Raw genomic sequence first — 18,346 nt, 5'->3', positions numbered from 1 at the left:
GGTTCCCTTAAAAAGTCAGCTGCACTTTGGCGGCTTTTTGTTTATCACCGGCAAACAGCAGCGCAGCGTCAATGTCGTTAAAATCGTATTCACCGCTGAACAGCGGCAGCGGGTTAACGGTGCCGTTACCCAGCCACTCCACCGCGGTGTTGAACTCGGTGGTAAAGCGGAACGAGCCGACCAGTTTGATCTCTTTGGCGATCAGCATCATGATCGGGAAGCCCGGCACGTCGCCGCCCATCCCCACCTGCACCAGCGTGCCTTTGGCACGGGTTACTTCCAGGCAGCGGGTCAGCGAGGACGGATGGCCGGAGGCCTCAAACGACACGTCGAAGTAACCCTTCTCCGCCAGGTACGGCGTGAAATCACCTTCGGCAGCGTGGATAGTTTTGGTTGCGCCCATCGCGGTGGCCATCGCCAGCGAACGCTCGCTGACGTCCGCGCAGACCACTTCCGCCGCGCCTTTGGCCTTCGCCGCCGCGGCGATCAGGCAGCCGATCGGGCCAACGCCGGAGATAAATACTTTTTTACCCTGCAGATCGCCGCCCTGGTTCGCCGCATGAATGCATACCGCCAGCGGTTCGGCAAACACCATCACTTTGTCATCGGCATCGTTGGCAAACGGGATGCACTGCGCGCTGTCGACCACTTTGTACTGGGTGAAGCCGCCGTCCACGTGCGGGAAGTACATCGCGCTGCCGAAGAAACGCATGGTGGTGCACTGATTCTCTTCCTGCGCTTCGCAGTATTTGCAGTGGCCGCAGGGTTTCGACGGGTTAACCGCCACTTTCTGGTTCTCTTTCAGCGCCGGGTTGTCACTTTTCACCACGTGCCCAATCACCTCATGGCCGAGGATCATCGGCATCTTTACCGCAAAGTTGCCGACTTTGCCGTGCTGGTAATAGTGCAGATCGGAACCGCAGATGCCGCCACGCGTAATGCGCACCAGCGTGCCCTCGCCCTGATAGTCAACCGGCTGGCTTTTTACCTCAACCTGCTCTTTGCCGTTGATCAGACAGGACTGCGTGGTTGTGCTCATGATGTACCTCAAAAAGACGTTTCAGATTCAGGCGCCTATCAGACCGGGGTTTAACAGTTGAAACTGTGAATCAGATCACTAAAATTCATGTTACTTAACTTATGTTACGCATAACGTGAAGCAGTCCGGGCTTTGCCAGCCGCCGTTTCAGTGGCATTCATCACAAAGGCAATAACGCTACTTTCTTCGCGGGCATTTGCCCGCTACAGTGAACTCATCCGACCACTCAGGATAAGACGATGAGCGACTCCCTGTTCTCCCCGCTGGATCTGGGTTTTACCCGGCTGAAAAACCGTTTTCTGATGGGCTCAATGCACACCGGGCTGGAAGAGCACCCCGCCGGAGCCAAGCGACTGGCGGCCTTCTACGCCGAACGCGCCCGCGCAGGCGTGGCGCTGATCGTCACCGGCGGCATTGCCCCCTCGCCGGAAGGCGCTACCCGCAGCGGCGGCGCGGTGTTAAACGATGAGTCACAGCTGGCGCACCACCGCCCGGTCACTGAAGCGGTGCATCAGGCTGGCGGAAAAATCGCCCTGCAGATCCTGCACGCCGGGCGCTACAGCTTCCAGCCTGAGCTGGTGGCCCCTTCTGCCGTTCAGGCACCGATCAACCCGTTTACCCCGCGGGAGCTGAGCCACGACGAGATTGTTGCGCTGATCGCCAGCTACGCGCGCTGCGCCAGGCTGGCACAGCAGGCCGGTTACGACGGCGTGGAAATTATGGCCTCGGAAGGCTATCTGATTAATCAGTTCCTGGTGGTGCACACCAACCAACGCAACGATGCGTGGGGCGGTGACGACGCACGCCGCCGCCGCTTCGCGCTGGAAATCCTCACCGCTATCCGCGCCGCGGTCGGGGAAGAGTTTATTATTATCTTCCGCCTGTCGATGCTCGATCTGGTGGAACAGGGCAGCAGCCTTGAGCAGATCGTGACGCTGGCAAAAGCGGTGGAACAGGCGGGTGCCACGCTGATCAATACCGGTATCGGCTGGCACGAGGCGCGGATCCCCACCATCGCCACCTCGGTGCCGCGCGCGGCGTTTACCTGGGTCACCAAAACCCTGAAACAGCACGTCAGCATCCCGCTGATTACCACCAACCGCATTAACCACCCGGCGGTGGCGCAGGCGGTACTGGATGACGGCTGCGCGGATATGGTGTCGATGGCGCGGCCGTTCCTGGCCGATGCGGAGTTTGTGCTGAAGGCACAGCAGGGGCGCAGCGATGAGATCAACACCTGCATTGGCTGTAACCAGGCCTGCCTCGATCAGATTTTTGTCGGTAAGATCACCTCCTGCCTGGTCAACCCGCGCGCCTGCCATGAAACCGACATGCCGGTTGCGCCGGCGGCACGCCCAAAAACGCTGGCGGTGGTGGGGGCCGGGCCGGCCGGGCTGGCGTTTGCCGTAAACGCCGCCGCGCGCGGCCACCGGGTAACGCTGTTTGACGCCCGGCCGGAGATCGGCGGGCAGTTCAATATTGCCAGGCAGATCCCGGGCAAAGAGGAGTTCAGCGAAACGCTGCGCTACTACCGCCGCCAGCTGGAACTGCATAACGTGGCGCTGCGGCTGAGTACGCAGGCAACGGCGGCCGATCTGGCCGGGTTTGATGAGGTGGTGCTGGCAACCGGCATCGTGCCGCGTACCCCCGATATCCCGGGCATCGGGCACCCTTCCGTTCTGAGCTATCTGCAGGTGATCCGCGATAAGGCCGCGGTCGGCCAGCGCGTGGCAATTATCGGCGCGGGCGGCATCGGCTTTGACGTCGCAGAGTATCTGGTACAGCCCGCTGCGGACGCACCGCAGAGCGTGGAGGCCTTCTGCGCCGAATGGGGTATCGATCGTAGCCTGCAGCAGCCGGGTGGGCTGGCGCGCCCGGTACATCCGCACCCGGCGCGTCAGCTGTGGCTGCTGCAGCGTAAGGCGGGCAAACCGGGCGCGGGGCTGGGTAAAACCACCGGCTGGATCCACCGCGCCAGCCTGCAGAAGCACGGCGTGCAGATGTGGGGCGGCGTGGAATACCAGCGTATTGACGACGACGGGCTGCATATCCTGCGCGACGGCGTTGCGGAGGTGCTGGCGGTGGATAACGTGATTGTCTGCGCCGGGCAGGAGCCAAACCGCGCGCTGGCGGCGGCGCTGCAGGCGCAGGGTTCACTGTTTCATATTATCGGCGGAGCCGACGTGGCGCAGGAGCTGGATGCCCGGCGGGCGATTGGGCAGGGGACCGCGCTGGCGCTGGGCATTTAGCAAGCCGGACAGGCAACGGCTTTACAGACCTGAAAGAAGATAACAGCGGGGAGATCCCCTGCTTCACGGGCAACAAAAAAGAGAGCGCTCAGGGTAGAGCCGCTCTCCTTTTCGGAACGCACAAACTCACTCTGTTAGTCCGTGCTGAATCATGAAAATCAGCTTATCCAACCATCCGCCGGCGCAGATCGCGGCGGAACACCTCAATCGTCCACATCCACAGAATATGCCCGAGGGTTTCCGAGATGAGCTCATCGGCGGGCAGCTGCCACAGCGGCGGCGCCCAGCCGAACAGCGGCAGCATTACGCCGTGAAAACCCACGGTCACCAGCAGCGCAAAAGCCACCCCCTGCCAAAGCTTCACCGCCGGAAAGATCTCCACCAGCCAGCAGTAGAGCATGGCGAAGAAGATTGAGAACAGATGGTGCACCCCGGCTACACCCCAGTTCACCATATGTTCAGACCAGCGATAAATCATTCCGCCGCTGTTAAAACCCAGATCGTCCAGCATTTCCGCCGGTGGAATTGCCCGGCCGGGGGTACGCGGAGGCAGCGGATTTTCCGTGCCCCACTTGACAAAGCTGGCGATGTTGCCGCCGAAAAAACCGGCGATTAAGGCGGGCGTGAAATGGCGGTCACTTCTTTTAGAGCGGCTGAACAGCGTGTTACTCATGGTGTCTTTCCTTTGACGGTTAGTATCGCTGGCGCAGTGTAGTGAAATCATGACCTTAGTTTTGTGCATAGATGGCGAGTAACCAAAAAGCCACGCGGTTAACACGTTAAACGATTATCCTTGCTGGCAGGATAACGTTTTGCCCATTTAACGAGGAGTCGCCATGTCATCCCGCCGTCACTCTGCCCTGCTCTCGCGCCTGGACTGGCTCGATCATGCTTTCCTTCCCGCCGGGGAACGCCCGCCGGAGGGGACGATCTACAACCAGCAGCGCCACAGCGCGCGGGTAGTGGAGAGCCGTGAGGCGCTGCCGGTCAAAAGCGTGGAGGCGGACGGCGTGATCGCAGGCTGCGATCGTCCGGTGGCGGTGTATACCGCCGACTGCCTGCCGATTCTGCTGGCGGATACCCGGCAGCGCCAGGTGGCGGCGGTACACGGCGGGCTGAAGGGGATACTGGGCGGCGTACTGAGCAACGCCATTGACGCGCTCTGTGCGCGGGGCGCCACGCCGCAGAGCCTGTTTATCGCCGTGGGTCCGGCGATTGGCCCGTGCTGCTATGAGCTGGGTGGCGATCTGATTGCGCGCGCAGAGCAGGACGACCCGCAGCAGCTGGCCGCGCTGATGAGCTACGGCACGCAGCAACCGGTTAACCCGGCCGCGGTGCGGCCACAGGCGCAGGGCACCACGGGTGGCGTGTGGTTTGATTTGCCGCTGCTGGCGAAACGCATCGCGCTGCGCGCCGGGGTGCCGGAGCAGCAGATAGAGCTGACGGGCATCTGCACTTACTGCATGGCTGAAGAAGAGGCCAGTTACCGCCGCAACAGTCATACTCAGGGCGGCTACCAGCTGCGTTTCTCATGGATACAACACAGAGGGTAAAACGCCCCGTTATGGCACGGCTGGCCCGCAGAAAACCACAACCTGTACTCACGCTGCCAGTGGCGTCGTAACCAGGCAGAGGATCCAACCCCCTCCACCTGCCGGTTACGGCATCTTCACCGAGCGCAGAATCACGAACTTCTGGTTGGTTTCGACGGTGGTGCAGTTGCCGAACAGCTTCTTCATTTTGTGGTAGTAGTCGAGGTGGCGGTTGCCGACGATGCGCAGCTCGCCGCCGTCCTGCAGGCAGCGGCGCGCGTCGCGGAACATCTGCCAGGCGATATGGTCGGTCACCGCGTTCTGCTGGTGGAACGGCGGGTTGCACAGCACCGCGTGCAGGCGATCGGACGGGTAGCCGGCCAGCACGTTGTTAACGCGAAACTCGCTGCGCGCCAGATCGTCCGGGCGGTTCAGCTCCACGTTGAGTCGGCTGGAGGCGACGGCCATATAGGACTCATCGATAAAATGCACCGTTGCCAGCGGGTTCTGCTGCAGCGCCGTCAGGCCAATCACGCCGTTGCCGCAGCCGAGATCGACGATCTCGCCCTCAATATCGTGCGGCAGGTGCTGCATAAAGAAGCGCGCGCCGATATCGAGACCGCTGCGGGCAAACACGTTGGCGTGGTTGTGGATCTGGTAGTCGGTGCCGTCCAGCGGCCAGACGTGGGTCTCTTTTCCGGCGGCCAGCCCGGGCGCGGTAAAGGTGGTGTAGATCAGCCGCGCCTTTTTCCACGCCAGCGAAGTAGTGGTGGTGCCCAGCACCTTTTCGAACAGCTGCAGGGTGGAGGTGTGGATATCTTTCGCCTTACCGCCGGCGATAATGCGGGTTTCCGGCGTCACCACTTCACGCAGCGCGCGCAGTTGCTGCTCCAGCAGGGCGAGGGTTTTTGGCACTTTCAGCACCACCCGCGACGGCGCGGCCGGCAACGGTGCCAGGCTGTCCAGCAGCTGCACGTCGCACTCGTCGATGCCGTTCAGCGCCAGGTTCTGCCGCGTCGCCTGCTGGTTCAGCCAGGAGTCGCTGATGCTGTAAACGCCCTCACCCGCCAGCGCGCAGCCCAGCGCGCCGAAGGTGTCGTTAAAGATCAGCGTGGTGCCGGCGTGCGGCGTCTCTTCCAGCTGCTTCAGCAGATATTCGTCGGCGGCATCCCAGGCCTGCAACGGGCTCTCTTCGCGCATTTGGGGAAAACGATGCAGCGTTAGCGTGCGGTTGCTCAGTTCGAGTTGGCTCATGGGATCTCCTGCTGGATAAAAATTCCCGCGAGTTATCCCCTAAAACGGCGGCGCAGTAAACGTTTTTCTTAGCGGAACCGTTAAGTTGTGCAGTGTGGGCGCCATCATTGAACGCGCGCGTGCTGACGATTTCAGAGGGCCGGGATGCCGGGCGGGAGCCGGAGAAGTGAATGACGGAGCGCCATTAAGGTCGCTCCGTCGTAGCAGGCAATCAGCGATCCAGCGTCATATCACGCTTTGAGGTTTCCGGCGCGCGCCACACCGCATACGCCGCTACCAGCGCACCGGCCACCATATAGCCGGCCACCAGCGTCCAGTCGTTATGATCCAGCGCGGTCAGCCCCTTCGCCACAAACGGCGTAAAGCCGCCGGCGACGATCGCCCCCAGCTGCGCGCCGATCGACGCCCCGCTGTAGCGCACCTTCGGCCCGAACAGCTCGGTGAAGAAGGCCGGCTGCACCGCGTTAATCGCGTTGTGAGCGATGTTAATCAGCAGGATGTAGCCGAGCACCATCAGCGCAAAGGAGCCGCTCTCCAGCAGCCAGAAGAACGGGAACGCCATCGCGGCGGCCATCAGCGCGCCAAACAGATACACCGGGCGGCGGCCGACCTTATCGGACAACGCGCCAAACAGCGCGTGCATCGGAAACGCCAGCAGGCAGGTGGCCATAATCACGTTAAGCATGGTCTGCTTCTCCACCCCCAGCTGGCTGGTGGCGTAGGAGACGGCAAACACCGTGGCGACGAAAAACGGCACGCTTTCGGCAAAGCGCAGGGTCATAATCAGCAGGATGGTGCGCCAGCGTTCGCGTACTACGGTCACCACCGGGCTTTCGCGTTTCTCCGGCTGCGACCGCGACTGCTGCTGCTTTTGCGCCTGCACCGCGCGGAATACCGGGGTTTCGTCAACGCGGCGGCGCATATACAGGCCGACGCCGACCAGCGCCACGCTGAGCATAAACGGCAGCCGCCAGCCCCAGCTTAACAGCTGGTCTTCCGGCAGCTGCGAGACCAGCGCAAACGCGCCGGTAGCCAGCAGCTGGCCGGAGAAGCCGCCGGTCTGCGGAATGGCACCGAGCACGCCGCGCCGGTTGGCCGGGGCGCTCTCCACCACCATCAGCATCGCACCGCCCCACTCGCCGCCGACCAGGAAGCCCTGCACAAAGCGCAGCAGCACCAGCAGGATCGGTGCCCAGATGCCGATGCTGTCATACGAAGGCAGAAGGCCTATCAGGAACGTGGCCGCGCCCATGCCGCCAAGGGTGATCAGCAGGGTGCGCTTGCGCCCCAGCGTGTCGCCCATATGGCCGAAGAAGATGCCGCCCAGCGGCCGCGCCACGAAGCCGACGCCGAAGGTGGCGAACGACGCCAGCATCGCCGCCAGCGGGCTGACGTTGGGGAAAAACACCTTGCTGAACACCAGCGCGCTCGCCAGGCCATACAGCAGGAAATCATAGAATTCGATGGTATTCCCAATCCAGCTTGAGACCACCACCCGGCGAATACCGGCTTTGTCCGGCACCGCCTGCGGGGCTGCCGGCACTTCCAGTGAAACTGACATCACGACCTTCCTCATTAAATTCTGCGGGCGCATGATGCATTTAAATGGGCCGGGAGAGAAACACTTTAGGGTTGAACGGCGGTTTTCTGTGCGCCGGTACGCATTCCCGCCCGCCAGTTAGCCGTTGCCAATGTGCCGGTACGCCCGCACAATAGCGGCGTACAGCGCGCCCGCCGCGCACGTTTCCGGCAAAAGATTCAGAGAACTATGACCCCGCTACGCTATCTCAACGGTTATCCCCCGGCGATCGTCGCCCAGGCACAGACGCTGTTCGACCAGGGCAAAATGGGACTGTGGATGGAGAAACGCTATCCGCACGGCCACGGCGTGCAGACCGATAAGGCGCTGTATCAGTACGTCAGCGACTTTAAGCAGCGCTATCTGAAAAACGCCCCGGCGCTGTCGAAGGTGCTGTTTGATAACAGGCAGAATCCGGTAAAGGGCACGCTGGGCACCAATACCTTTGTCTCCCGCGTGCAGGGCGGTAAGTTGAAGAGCAACAATGAAATCCGCATCGCCACGCTGTTCCGCAACGGGCCGGAGGATTTTCTGCGTATGATCGTGGTGCACGAGCTGGCGCACCTGAAGGAGAAGGATCACAACAAGGCGTTTTACCAGCTGTGCTGCCATATGGAGCCGGACTACCACCAGCTGGAGTTTGATATGCGCCTGTGGCTGAACTGGCGGGAGCGGGCTGAGAAAGAGTAACGAAACGGGCGCTGTGCCCGGCAGGCGCGACCACAGCACAGCCGCCCGCCGCCCGCCGCCAACCTGCGATGACGGACGCGACGCCGCTGCACGCATCCGGCCATCCGGCGGCGCAACGTCTCACCGCCGAATAACCATCAGTTAAGCACCGTCAGCCTTCAGGCAGCCGGTGCCCCGGCCTCTTTCTTCGCCACCGCCTTAAAGCGGTTCGCCACCAGCGTGCTGATGCAGGTCAGCACCATCACCAGCGTCATCACCATCGCCATATACAGCGCGTTATTCGAGACGAACGGTGAGGCGAAGGCCGGTACGTAGGCCACCCCCTTGACGTTAAAGTAACCCAGCAGCATGCCCCCCAGCCCCGACCAGAGGATCGCCGAGCAGAACACCACCTTGTTGGCGAACATAAACGGATAGGCGGACTCGACGAAGGTGCCAAAGCCGAGGTTAATCATCAGGCCCGGCGTGGCGACCGCCGCCTCGCTGCGCTCGCGCGGGGCGATGACGTTCGCCAGGTTGATGCCGGCGGCGACCATCACCAGCCCGACCATATCCACCGCACCGAGGAAGCTGACGCCGGATTTTTCCATCTCCAGCAGCACCAGCGGCAGGATCACTGCGTGGTAGACGCCCGCCAGTATGGCCGGCCAGATCACCAGCCCGGCAATCAGCCCGGCCAGCAGCGGGCTGAACGCCAGGGTTTCCGCAATCGCCAGCTTGATTGCGTCACCGGCGATCAGCGCCAGCGGGCTGAGCAGATAGTGCATAATCAGCCCGGCCGCCAGCCCGGAGATCCCCCCGGCGACGATATTGACGGTGGTCATCGGGAAGCGCCAGTTCAGGCACAGTTCAAACAGGTAACGCACAAAGATCCCCGCCAGCACCCCGCCGATAATGCCGCCGAGAATACCGCCTTCGACCGACAGCACCCCGGCAATGACGCCGGAGACGATCGAAACTTCATCCAGTTCAGAGATCTGTTTCGCCGCCAGCACCGCCACCAGCACCGGCAGGCCTTTCAGCAGGATTTCAAAGATGTCGTTGAGCTTTTCCAGCCCCGGAATATGGCTGGCGGCCAGCACCAGCGCCATGGCGATAAAGCCCGGCAGCGCGGGCAGCATAATGCCGCGGATGTTAAAGCGCTTTAGCAGGCTTTTACCGGAGGCGCTGCTGCCGGAGGGGCTGCCGCCGAGGTCGGGGCGGTATTTAATACCCCAGTGCTTTGCCAGGCAGGCCACAAACGACACCGCGCGGGTGCGGCTGGTGGTGCCGATGGTGCCGGAGACGGCAACCACGTTGGCGTTGGCCGCCGCGATCAGCGCCATCGAGGTGCCGCCGGTGCCGACGATCGGCAGCCGGGTTGCTGCCGCGGCCTGCAGGGCTTCCCGGTTGGCTCCCTGGGGGTCGGCGCTCATCACCATCAGGCCGTCGATCTGCCCGTCACGGATCTGCTGCGCGATCGCCACGTCCGTTGCCGCTGCCGCTGCGTTCACGGCTGCCAGCGTGCCGCTGAAGCTGCGCTGCGGTGCGGCCGAATCACGGTAGCCGCGCGCCGATGCGCGGCTGTCACCGTCAGGCAGAGCGGCCTCTCCTGCCGTGAAGCTCTGCCCGCTATCCGCTACTGAGGAGAGGTCATGCCCGGCCGGCAGCGTCCACAGCGCGGCGGGCGTGGCGGCTTTCACCCCGTCCATCGAGGCCTCGGCGGCGATAAACTGCACCGCCGCCACGGTCATGCCGGCCGCGGCGCACTGGGCATAGATCTCCGCCAGCAGCTTAGCCGGATCGGCCCCGCCGAGGTTATAGAGGTTGCCGCCGCTGCTGCCGATAATGGCTATCTTTTTCATTTTTTCCCCGAAAACACCGCTGAATTAACCCATTTATCCTCATTGTGCCGTGATCCTGACCCCAGGTAAAAAACCGCCAGGCCACAACGCCTGTACGACACACCAGCCGGAAAACAATTTTTGATGATAAATGCCGTGTCTGGCAGGGAAAATGAAACAACCGCCTGACTCCGCGTTCAATTGCAGGATCATGCAGCTAATTAGCCGTCGGCTGGCGTGCTGCGGAAGGTGGATTACAACGGACAGGTCGCGCCGCTGAATGCAGCAACGCCGGTCAGCGCCACGGGCAGCAACGCTTCGGCCGGTGCTGCCTGCGGTACTGGCCGTGCGTCAGATAAAGTCGCGCGCCTTCTGGATCAGGCTGGTTTTGGTCAGCGCGCCGAGGAACGTGCGCTCGGTCGGATTGTTCAGCACCGGCAGGCGCTCCAGCGTCACCTCGGCGAAGGCTTCCCAGCCCTCGCGGATGGTCTGGCTGGCGAACACGGTCGGGAACTGGCTGTCCATCACGCAGCTGACCGGGGAGGTCAGGGTAATCTCCTTATCCAGCACCTTGTGGGAAATATCGTGGATCGATACCACGCCAAGAAACGCCCCGGCGTGGCTGACCACATAGACGAACCGCTCCCGCTTGATCGAACTGACCGCCAGCGCCTTGCCGACCGAGTCCTCCGGGGTCAGCGCCGCGCCGGGAACGATGAACTGCGCGATGATGCCGTTATCAAAGTCGAACTTGGCGTCCGATCGGCTGAAGTGGCGGCCGATAACCGGGTAGGTGCTGCCGGCGTGCAGCTGCCAGGCGATCATTGAGGCCAGCACGCAGGCGATCATCGACGGGAACAGCAGGCTGCTGTTCAGCGTCATCTCCAGCACCATCAGCATCGCCATCAGCGGTGCCTGGCTGACCGCGGCCAGCACCGCGCCCATGCCGATAGCGGCAAAGACTTCGGCGTTGCCTACCGGCAGCCCCAGCGCGGCGGCAACCAGCGCCAGCGCTTCGCCGGCCAGCGCACCGGTCAGCAGCGCCGGGGTGAACAGCCCGCCTACCGCACTGGAGCCGACGGAGATAGCCGTCGCCAGCATTTTTAACAGCAGCAGCATCAGCAGCACCGGCAGCAGGAAGTCGCCGGCCATCACCCGCACGATCACTTCATAGCCGTTGCCGAGGATCTGCGTGCTGCCGATGGCCAGCCCGCCCACCAGCAGGCCGCCCAGCCCGAGCCGCAGCGGCAGGCTGGCAATATGGCTGAAGCCGCGGCGACTGAGGCCGATCAGGCTGAGCAGCGCCCAGCCGAGCAACCCGGCCAGCAACCCGGTGAGCAGCGTCAGGCCGATGCTGCCGGGGGTGAGGTCAAACTGGGCGTGAGAAAACGGGTAGATGGCGGAGCGGTAGCCGAGCAACCACATGGTCAGCACCGCCGCTCCGGCGGAGATAATCAGCGGGATCAGCCGCTGCATCGCCGAGATGCCAAAGGCGATCTCGGCGACAAAAATCGCCGACGCCAGCGGCGCATGGTAGACGGAAGCAAGGCCGGCGGCGGCGGCCATCGCCACCAGGTCGCTGTTCTTCAGCGGCAGCGAACGGAACAGCCAGCGCCCCATCAGGCTGCCGCTCAGCGCCGACAGCTGCACCATCGGCCCCTCACGCCCGAGCGACGCCCCGCTGCTGATGCTGGCCAGCGAGGAGAGGCTGCGAAACAGCGAGGTGCGCGCCGGCACCGCGTCCAGCCGCGCGTTAATCACCTCCAGATAGTCGGTGCGCCGCGTCTCTTTCTGCTCCAGCGCCGTGGCATAACGCAGGAAAAATCCGGCAATCACGCCGCCGATGCCGACGATCAGCGGCCAGCTGTACCACGGCCAGACCTGCATCGCGCGGGTGATATCCTCACCGCCGCCGCGAAAGGCCACGGCGTTAATCAGCGCGATCGCCTCGCGAAAGCCCAGCGTCACCAGCGAGGCGACCAGCCCGACCGGGATCGCCACCAGCAAACTGGTCCAGTTCAGTGCATGTTTACTGCCCGCGCTCATGATGCTCCCTCAGGGGTCAAATCCGCTCTGCGCCTATCCTGAAAGAGCCGGGGCAAAAAATCAAATCACCCGCGCCGCGCCGCGCTGAACCGCCCTGTAAATATTTCTAAATATTGCCGGGCGCAATTGACCTTCCTCCTGCGCTCACCTATCTTCATTTTTAGCAAAGGGGAGTAACTTCATTGCCGGCTAATCGTCACTACGGTGCTCACGCACCCGGTTACCGGGCAACCCAGGCAGATTCTGATCCTGTGTTGTAAGTGAGACCTTGCCGGAAGGCGAGGTCTGCTTACAGCATTAACACCACTGTGGCTGACGTCTTCCGATGTCAGCCATTTGTTTTTACGGGATACGCATATGAATACTGTAGGTACGCCGTTGCTCTGGGGCACCTTTGCCGTGGTGGTGGTAATTATGCTGGCCGTCGACCTGCTGCTGCAGGGCAAACGCGGCGCGCACACCATGACCATGAAACAGGCCGCCGCCTGGTCGCTGGTCTGGGTGACCCTTTCGCTGTTGTTTAACGCCGCCTTCTGGTGGTATCTCACCACCACCGCCGGCCGCGAAGTTGCCGATGCGCAGGCGCTGGCGTTCCTCACCGGTTATCTGATTGAAAAAGCCCTGGCGGTGGATAACGTCTTCGTCTGGCTGATGCTGTTCAGCTACTTTGCGGTACCCGCCGCGCTGCAGCGCCGGGTGCTGATTTACGGCGTGCTGGGCGCGATCGTGCTGCGCACCATTATGATCTTCGCCGGCAGCTGGCTGGTGACCCAGTTCAGCTGGCTGCTCTATCTGTTCGGCGCCTTCCTGCTGTTTACCGGGATTAAGATGGCGCTGGCGAAAGAGGATGATAACGCCATCGGCGATAAGCCGCTGGTACGCTGGCTGCGCGGCCACCTGCGGATGACCGATAAAATCGAGGGCGAGAAGTTCTTCGTGCGGCAGAACGGCCTGCTGTACGCCACGCCGCTGCTGCTGGTGCTGATTATGGTCGAGCTGAGCGACGTGATCTTCGCCGTTGACAGTATCCCGGCGATCTTCGCGGTGACCACCGACCCGTTTATCGTGCTGACCTCAAACCTGTTTGCCATCCTTGGCCTGCGCGCGATGTACTTCCTGCTGGCCAACGTGGCCGAGCGCTTCTCAATGCTGAAGTACGGATTGTCGCTGATTCTGGTGTTTATCGGCGTGAAAATGCTGATCGTCGACCTGTTCCATATCCCGATCGCCATCTCGCTGGGCGTGGTGGGCGGTATTCTGGCGCTGACGCTGCTGATTAACGCCTGGGTTAACCACCGCAACGACCGTCAGGCCGGGCGATAAGCCCGCATTAAATGAGGGCCGCAGTTGCGGCCCTTAAACGTTTTAACCGCATATTCTGCGCGGTTTATGCACAAAATTGCCGTTACAGAGGCGAGATATCGCGAATTATCCCTTTCCCTGCACGTACATTTCCTTATACTCCCCTGCGCAAACACCTCATGCTCCCGTCATTGAACTGCCGGGCGGCTGACATTCATTACCACAGTGATTCTAAAAATTATGCCAACTGAAAAACGTGGCGGCGGCCTGATTCAGCGCCTGCTGCAGGGTAGCCTGGTAACTCAGATTATGATTGGCCTGCTGGCGGGTATCGCCCTGGCCTGGTTCTCGAAAAGCAATGCGCTGGCGGTGGGCCTGCTGGGTGAGCTGTTCGTCAGCGCCCTGAAGGCGGTCGCCCCGCTGCTGGTGCTGGTGCTGGTGGTCTCTTCGATCGCTAACCATCAGCAGGGGACGAAAACCAATATTCGCCCGATCGTGATGCTGTATCTGCTCAGCACCTTCTTTGCCGCCATCGTGGCGGTGGTCGCCAGCCATCTGCTGCCGCAGAACCTGACGCTGTCGACGGCCGCGGTGGAGATCACGCCGCCGAGCGGCATTATGGCGGTACTGCACGGCCTGCTGATGAGCATGGTCTCTAACCCGATTGAAGCGCTGATGAAGGCTAACTATATCGGCATCCTGGTGTGGGCGATCGGCCTCGGCTTTGCCTTCCGCCACAGCAGCGCCAGCACCCGCACCTTCCTCAACGACGCGTCCGATGCGGTGACCCGGCTGGTGCGCATCGTGATCCGCTTCGCGCCGATCGGCATTTTTGGCCTGGTGGGTTCGATCCTCGCCTCGACCGGCTTTGACGCACTGTGGGACTACGCCCATCTGCTCGGCCTGCTGCTCGGCTGTATGCTGCTGATGGCGCTGGTGTTCAACCCGATTCTGGTCTGGTGGCAGATCCGCCGCAACCCCTATCCGCTGGTGTTTATGTGCCTGCGTGAAAGCGGCGTAACCGCCTTCTTCACCCGCAGTTCGGCCGCCAATATCCCGGTAAATATGGCGCTGGCGAAGAAGCTGAACCTCGATGAAGACACCTACTCGGTATCGATCCCGATCGGGGCCAATATCAGCATGGCCGGCGCGTCAATCACCATCACCGTGCTGACGCTGGCCGCGGTTAACACGCTGGGCATCCACGTTGACGTCGGCACCGCGATCCTGCTGAGCCTGGTGGCCTCGATCTGCGCCTGCGGCGCGTCCGGCGTGGCCGGTGGCTCGCTGCTGCTGATCCCGGTGGCCTGTAACATGTTTGGCATTCCGAACGATGTGGCGATGCAGGTGGTCGCGGTCGGCTTTATCATCGGCGTGCTGCAGGACTCCGCAGAGACGGCGCTGAATTCTTCCGCCGATATTCTGTTCTGTGCGGCGGCCTGCCAGGCCGAAGATCGCCGCAACGCTCAGGCGCTGGTACGTTCTCAGCAGTAATCGCACGCCCGGGGCCGCCGCCCTGCGGCCCGCTCTCTGATGCCGGACCTCATCTCCGCCGCCAGACCTGCACGTTTGCCGGTTCCTGCCGCTGAATTTCCTGCCGGCCCACGGGCCGCATCCCCACCCTGCGACCGCTACCCTCCGGACGCTGGCCGGTATAGCGGGCAGCGGCTTTGCCACGGCAGATTCGCCGCTGACTTTGTAAAAAACGGCCCGTTGCGTAGGGTCGACAGTTGCAGCGCGAATAAGTGGCACTTTTCAGCGCCCGGGGTCAGCATTCGTCCAATTATGTCAGCCTGTGTAAAGCTCTTTCACATCCGCTGCGCACAACGGTAAAACATCACCAGACTGGCGTTTCATCCTGTCCAGCTCTGCTTAAATTTGTTACAGTTATTTGCCGTTACTCACCCGCAATGTCCGGGTTAAGCAAGCGGCCCATTGTGCTAAAACACGCGTGTTCAGCCGCCCCTCAGCTGGCAATGGCGCACCCAAAAAAACGATTAATTCAGCGTGCCAGCTTGCCGGAAATCGGGCCCATTATGATGTTCAGGACTGTTGATGGATATTTTTAAAGATTTACTGCACGCGCTCTGGCAGCAGGATTATGTCACCCTGGCCGATCCGTCGCTGGTCTGGACGCTCTACTTCGTGCTGTTTATGATCCTGTTTCTGGAAAACGGCCTGCTGCCGGCCGCCTTTCTGCCCGGAGACAGTCTGCTGATTCTGGTCGGCGTGCTGATCGCCAAGGGCACCATGAGCTTCCCCCTGACGCTGCTTATTTTGACCACCGGGGCCAGCCTCGGCTGCTGGGTGAGCTATATTCAGGGCCGCTGGCTCGGTAACACCCCGCTGGTGCAAAAATGGCTGGCGCATCTGCCCGCTCAGTATCATCAGCGGGCGCATCAGATGTTCCACCGGCATGGCCTGTCGGCCCTGCTGATCGGCCGCTTTATCGCGTTTGTGCGCACGCTGCTGCCGACCATCGCCGGGTTGTCCGGCCTCAGCAACGCCCGTTTTCAGTTCTTTAACTGGATGAGCGGACTGCTTTGGGTGCTGATCCTTACCGTGCTCGGTTTTGCGCTGGGGAAAACGCCGCTGTTTCGCAAGTATGAAGATCAGCTGATGATCTGCCTGATGCTGCTGCCGCTGGTGCTGCTGGTCTGCGGCCTGTTTGGCTCACTGTACGTGCTGTGGCGAAAAAAACAGTCCTCTCCTAAAGCAGGGGGCCAGTGATGCGCTGGCCCTTTTTCCGCCTCTCCGCGCGTTCGCTGCGGCTGGCCCCCTGGCTGCTGCTGGCCGGGGTAGCGCTGCTCGGCCTGACGCTGATGCCGGCGCTGTTCCGCACCGACAGCTCGCTGCAGATCCGCAGCTCACGGCAGGGCAGCAGCCCACCGGATGGCTTTTACGTCTATCAGTCGCTCAGCGCACAGGGTATCCGCATAAAAAGCATCACTCCGGAGCAGAATACGCTGGTGATCAAATTCGACTCTCAGGAGCAGAGCCTGGCGGCCGAGAAAGTGCTGCGCGAACTGCTGCCGTTCGGTTTCGCCATTGACCACCCCGAGGCAACGACCACCACGCGCTGGTTTGGTCGCCTGAACCTGCGGACCTGAATCACCTGGCCGCCCTCCTGCGGTGGCTATTTCTCCCGACTTTTTGAGCTTTTCTGGTTTTCTGTCTATGCTTTACTGACCACCACTCGCTATTTCCCTGTATCAGTAATCCGATGCCGTTAGCAGGTATCGCTAAAGAAAGGAATCTTATCCATGATCACTCGACCGATCCTCGCTGCCGTTCTGCTTAGCCTCACCTCGCTCACGCAGGCCGCCGGTCTGTGCCAGCAGAAAGAGCAGGCCATTCAGCATGAAATTGATATTGCGCGCCAGCATAATAACCCGCACCGGGTTAGCGGGCTGGAGCGGGCGTTGACCGAAACGCGGGCTAACTGTTCCGATGCCAGCGTGCGGGCTGCACACCAGCAGAAGATTAAGGAACATCAGCAGAAGGTATCCGAACGCGAGCAGGAGCTGAAACAGGAGCGGGCGGAGGGTGGCGATCGGAAGAAGATCGCCAAACGTGAGAAAAAACTGGCTGAGGCTCAACGCGAGCTGAAGGACGTTCAGGCTGCCCCCTATTAAGGCACAGCGCTGGCTAAATACCGATTACTCATCAGGAGTGTTTTATGTCTAAAGATACCACCTCAGAACATCTGCGCGCCGAGCTGAAAAACCTTGCCGATACCCTGGACGAGGTGCTTAGCACCTCCGGCGAAAAATCGAAGGCCGAACTGGACAAGCTGCGCAGCAAGGCGCAAAGCGCGCTGAAAGACACCCGTGCCCGCCTCGGTGAGTCCGGCGACCGTATTGCCCAGAGCACCCGTGAAGCGGCAGAGCGCACCGATGTCTACGTCCGCGACAACCCGTGGACCAGCGTCGGTATCGGTGCCGCCATTGGCGTGGTGCTGGGTGTGCTGCTGACCCGTCGCTGATATGGCAGACCGTCAGCAAAGCCACGGCCCCGGCCAGGGGGTCATTAACGTCGGCCAGCGTATCGTTACTACGCTGGTTGGCATCGTGGAAACCCGCGTGCGGCTGGCGGTGGTTGAGCTGGAAGAGGAGAAAGCCAACCTTATCCAGATGCTGCTGATGATCGGCCTGACCATGCTGTTTACCGCCTTTGGGTTGATGAGCCTGATGGTGCTGATTATCTGGGCGGTCGATGCACAGTACCGGCTGATGGCGATTGCCATTACCACCGGCGTGCTGTTCGCGCTGGCGCTAATTTTCGGCCTGTGGACGCTGGCCAAGTCGCGGCGTTCGACCCTGCTCAGCGCCACCCGGAAGGAGCTGAGCACCGATCGCAAGCTGCTGGAGGATGACTAATGTCCAGCCGTGAACGCCGCGAGCGTAAAGCCGAACTGCTGCGTAAGGTGTATCAACAGCGCCTCGACCTCAGCGCCGGGCGTAAGGCCTGGCTGGAGAGCACCACCCGTTACGATCACGGCTGGCTGGCGCTGCTCAGCGCCAAACGCTATCTGGCGATCGGCAGCGGCGTGCTGGCTATCTGGTCGGTGCGTAACCCGCGCTTTATCACCCGCTGGGCACGGCGTGGACTGGGCGCATGGAGCACCTGGCGCATGGTGCGCAACGTCATTCCCCGCCGCTAATGGCCGGCCGCAAACACCACGCGGCCGCGCTTTTATCCCCTCTGCAAATTTCCTGAACAACTTCGACGAATTATCTCGCTTACAATGCGTCAGACTCACCAGTAATATCCACCTCAACGACCAGCACTGAAAGCTAAGACAGCGTCAGGCCGGGCTAAATCAGGTCAAA

Annotated in this window: 17 protein-coding genes; 11 read left to right on the top strand and 6 right to left on the bottom strand. The window is 61.7% G+C overall.

What is annotated here, in order from left to right:
• Positions 1 to 7 precede the first annotated feature (7 nt).
• Positions 8 to 1,039: an L-idonate 5-dehydrogenase gene (idnD, locus tag ASF13_RS10050; RefSeq protein WP_056235595.1), complete on the bottom strand. Its 1,032-nt coding sequence runs from the start codon at positions 1,037 to 1,039 to the stop codon at positions 8 to 10.
• A 239-nt stretch (positions 1,040 to 1,278) separates the two neighbouring features.
• Here idnD and ASF13_RS10045 point away from each other — a divergent pair, with 239 nt between their 5' ends.
• A complete protein-coding gene (locus ASF13_RS10045; protein ID WP_056235592.1) occupies positions 1,279 to 3,288 on the top strand; it encodes an NADPH-dependent 2,4-dienoyl-CoA reductase in 2,010 nt (669 codons plus the stop codon).
• 163 nt (positions 3,289 to 3,451) lie between these two features.
• On the opposite strand, the gene ASF13_RS10040 is transcribed toward ASF13_RS10045, so the two are convergent.
• Positions 3,452 to 3,961 carry a DUF1440 domain-containing protein gene (locus tag ASF13_RS10040; protein ID WP_056235591.1) on the bottom strand — a complete coding sequence of 170 codons (510 nt, stop codon included), beginning with the start codon at positions 3,959 to 3,961 and terminating at the stop codon, positions 3,452 to 3,454.
• Positions 3,962 to 4,124: 163 nt separating this feature from the next.
• Between ASF13_RS10040 and ASF13_RS10035 the strand changes: the two genes are divergently transcribed.
• Positions 4,125 to 4,841, top strand: coding sequence for a polyphenol oxidase family protein (locus ASF13_RS10035; protein WP_056235588.1), 717 nt, complete (start codon positions 4,125 to 4,127; stop codon positions 4,839 to 4,841).
• A gap of 105 nt (positions 4,842 to 4,946) precedes the next feature.
• Here ASF13_RS10035 and rlmG read toward each other — a convergent pair whose 3' ends face one another.
• Together rlmG and ASF13_RS10025 are read right to left on the bottom strand one after the other, a co-directional pair.
• Entirely contained in the window at positions 4,947 to 6,074 is a 1,128-nt protein-coding gene (gene rlmG, locus ASF13_RS10030; RefSeq protein ID WP_056235586.1) for a 23S rRNA (guanine(1835)-N(2))-methyltransferase RlmG, read from the bottom strand.
• A 211-nt stretch (positions 6,075 to 6,285) separates the two neighbouring features.
• A complete protein-coding gene (locus ASF13_RS10025) occupies positions 6,286 to 7,635 on the bottom strand; it encodes an MFS transporter (RefSeq protein ID WP_056235583.1) in 1,350 nt (449 codons plus the stop codon).
• 207 nt (positions 7,636 to 7,842) lie between these two features.
• On the opposite strand from ASF13_RS10025, the gene ASF13_RS10020 reads away from it, so the two are divergent.
• Positions 7,843 to 8,343: a M48 family metallopeptidase gene (locus tag ASF13_RS10020; RefSeq protein ID WP_056235580.1), complete on the top strand. Its 501-nt coding sequence runs from the start codon at positions 7,843 to 7,845 to the stop codon at positions 8,341 to 8,343.
• 158 nt (positions 8,344 to 8,501) lie between these two features.
• On the opposite strand, the gene ASF13_RS10015 is transcribed toward ASF13_RS10020, so the two are convergent.
• The gene (locus tag ASF13_RS10015; RefSeq protein WP_056235577.1) at positions 8,502 to 10,187 is read right to left on the bottom strand and encodes a hypothetical protein; all 1,686 of its coding nucleotides are present in this window, start codon (positions 10,185 to 10,187) and stop codon (positions 8,502 to 8,504) included.
• 330 nt (positions 10,188 to 10,517) lie between these two features.
• Positions 10,518 to 12,212 (bottom strand): chloride channel protein, encoded by a 1,695-nt coding sequence (locus ASF13_RS10010; RefSeq protein WP_056235574.1) that lies wholly within the window; start codon positions 12,210 to 12,212, stop codon positions 10,518 to 10,520.
• Between the two features lie 357 nt (positions 12,213 to 12,569).
• Between ASF13_RS10010 and ASF13_RS10005 the strand changes: the two genes are divergently transcribed.
• The 8 genes from ASF13_RS10005 to ASF13_RS09970 all read left to right on the top strand — a co-directional run bounded on the left by ASF13_RS10005 (position 12,570) and on the right by ASF13_RS09970 (position 18,177).
• Positions 12,570 to 13,535, top strand: a complete 966-nt coding sequence (locus tag ASF13_RS10005) for a TerC family protein (RefSeq protein WP_056235571.1) — start codon at positions 12,570 to 12,572, stop codon at positions 13,533 to 13,535.
• 219 nt (positions 13,536 to 13,754) lie between these two features.
• Positions 13,755 to 15,008, top strand: a complete 1,254-nt coding sequence (gene sstT / locus ASF13_RS10000) for a serine/threonine transporter SstT (protein WP_056236373.1) — start codon at positions 13,755 to 13,757, stop codon at positions 15,006 to 15,008.
• Positions 15,009 to 15,569: 561 nt separating this feature from the next.
• Positions 15,570 to 16,244 carry a DedA family protein gene (locus ASF13_RS09995; protein WP_056235569.1) on the top strand — a complete coding sequence of 225 codons (675 nt, stop codon included), beginning with the start codon at positions 15,570 to 15,572 and terminating at the stop codon, positions 16,242 to 16,244.
• Positions 16,244 to 16,624: an EnvZ/OmpR regulon moderator MzrA gene (mzrA, locus tag ASF13_RS09990; protein ID WP_056235566.1), complete on the top strand. Its 381-nt coding sequence runs from the start codon at positions 16,244 to 16,246 to the stop codon at positions 16,622 to 16,624. Before ASF13_RS09995 ends, mzrA begins: the two co-directional genes overlap by 1 nt.
• A gap of 153 nt (positions 16,625 to 16,777) precedes the next feature.
• Complete coding sequence (locus ASF13_RS09985; RefSeq protein WP_056235563.1) at positions 16,778 to 17,149, top strand: DUF1090 domain-containing protein; 372 nt, start codon at positions 16,778 to 16,780, stop codon at positions 17,147 to 17,149.
• A 44-nt stretch (positions 17,150 to 17,193) separates the two neighbouring features.
• Positions 17,194 to 17,499: a YqjD family protein gene (locus tag ASF13_RS09980; RefSeq protein ID WP_056235560.1), complete on the top strand. Its 306-nt coding sequence runs from the start codon at positions 17,194 to 17,196 to the stop codon at positions 17,497 to 17,499.
• A gap of 1 nt (position 17,500) precedes the next feature.
• The gene (locus ASF13_RS09975) at positions 17,501 to 17,893 is read left to right on the top strand and encodes a phage holin family protein (RefSeq protein WP_056235558.1); all 393 of its coding nucleotides are present in this window, start codon (positions 17,501 to 17,503) and stop codon (positions 17,891 to 17,893) included.
• The gene (locus ASF13_RS09970; protein WP_056235555.1) at positions 17,893 to 18,177 is read left to right on the top strand and encodes a YqjK-like family protein; all 285 of its coding nucleotides are present in this window, start codon (positions 17,893 to 17,895) and stop codon (positions 18,175 to 18,177) included. The genes ASF13_RS09975 and ASF13_RS09970 overlap by 1 nt, the downstream gene beginning before the upstream one ends.
• Positions 18,178 to 18,346: the final 169 nt, after the last annotated feature.

This window comes from Erwinia sp. Leaf53 (assembly GCF_001422605.1).
In the GTDB taxonomy this organism is placed as follows: Bacteria; Pseudomonadota; Gammaproteobacteria; order Enterobacterales; family Enterobacteriaceae; genus Erwinia.
The sequence above is the reverse complement of the archived record's forward strand: the minus strand, read 5'-3'. Positions and strand labels throughout refer to the sequence as shown.

What these genes read in the sequence shown, in the direction of transcription:
- ASF13_RS10025 (WP_056235583.1), bottom strand. Translation starts at nt 7,635, where the DNA reads ATGTCAGTTTCACTGGAAGTGCCGGCAGCCCCGCAGGCGGTGCCGGAC.
- ASF13_RS09970 (WP_056235555.1), top strand. Translation starts at nt 17,893, where the DNA reads ATGTCCAGCCGTGAACGCCGCGAGCGTAAAGCCGAACTGCTGCGTAAG.
- rlmG (WP_056235586.1), bottom strand. Translation starts at nt 6,074, where the DNA reads ATGAGCCAACTCGAACTGAGCAACCGCACGCTAACGCTGCATCGTTTT.
- idnD (WP_056235595.1), bottom strand. Translation starts at nt 1,039, where the DNA reads ATGAGCACAACCACGCAGTCCTGTCTGATCAACGGCAAAGAGCAGGTT.
- sstT (WP_056236373.1), top strand. Translation starts at nt 13,755, where the DNA reads ATGCCAACTGAAAAACGTGGCGGCGGCCTGATTCAGCGCCTGCTGCAG.
- ASF13_RS10040 (WP_056235591.1), bottom strand. Translation starts at nt 3,961, where the DNA reads ATGAGTAACACGCTGTTCAGCCGCTCTAAAAGAAGTGACCGCCATTTC.
- ASF13_RS10010 (WP_056235574.1), bottom strand. Translation starts at nt 12,212, where the DNA reads ATGAGCGCGGGCAGTAAACATGCACTGAACTGGACCAGTTTGCTGGTG.
- ASF13_RS10005 (WP_056235571.1), top strand. Translation starts at nt 12,570, where the DNA reads ATGAATACTGTAGGTACGCCGTTGCTCTGGGGCACCTTTGCCGTGGTG.
- ASF13_RS10020 (WP_056235580.1), top strand. Translation starts at nt 7,843, where the DNA reads ATGACCCCGCTACGCTATCTCAACGGTTATCCCCCGGCGATCGTCGCC.
- ASF13_RS10035 (WP_056235588.1), top strand. Translation starts at nt 4,125, where the DNA reads ATGTCATCCCGCCGTCACTCTGCCCTGCTCTCGCGCCTGGACTGGCTC.
- ASF13_RS09995 (WP_056235569.1), top strand. Translation starts at nt 15,570, where the DNA reads ATGGATATTTTTAAAGATTTACTGCACGCGCTCTGGCAGCAGGATTAT.
- ASF13_RS09975 (WP_056235558.1), top strand. Translation starts at nt 17,501, where the DNA reads ATGGCAGACCGTCAGCAAAGCCACGGCCCCGGCCAGGGGGTCATTAAC.
- ASF13_RS10015 (WP_056235577.1), bottom strand. Translation starts at nt 10,187, where the DNA reads ATGAAAAAGATAGCCATTATCGGCAGCAGCGGCGGCAACCTCTATAAC.
- ASF13_RS09985 (WP_056235563.1), top strand. Translation starts at nt 16,778, where the DNA reads ATGATCACTCGACCGATCCTCGCTGCCGTTCTGCTTAGCCTCACCTCG.
- ASF13_RS09980 (WP_056235560.1), top strand. Translation starts at nt 17,194, where the DNA reads ATGTCTAAAGATACCACCTCAGAACATCTGCGCGCCGAGCTGAAAAAC.
- ASF13_RS10045 (WP_056235592.1), top strand. Translation starts at nt 1,279, where the DNA reads ATGAGCGACTCCCTGTTCTCCCCGCTGGATCTGGGTTTTACCCGGCTG.
- mzrA (WP_056235566.1), top strand. Translation starts at nt 16,244, where the DNA reads ATGCGCTGGCCCTTTTTCCGCCTCTCCGCGCGTTCGCTGCGGCTGGCC.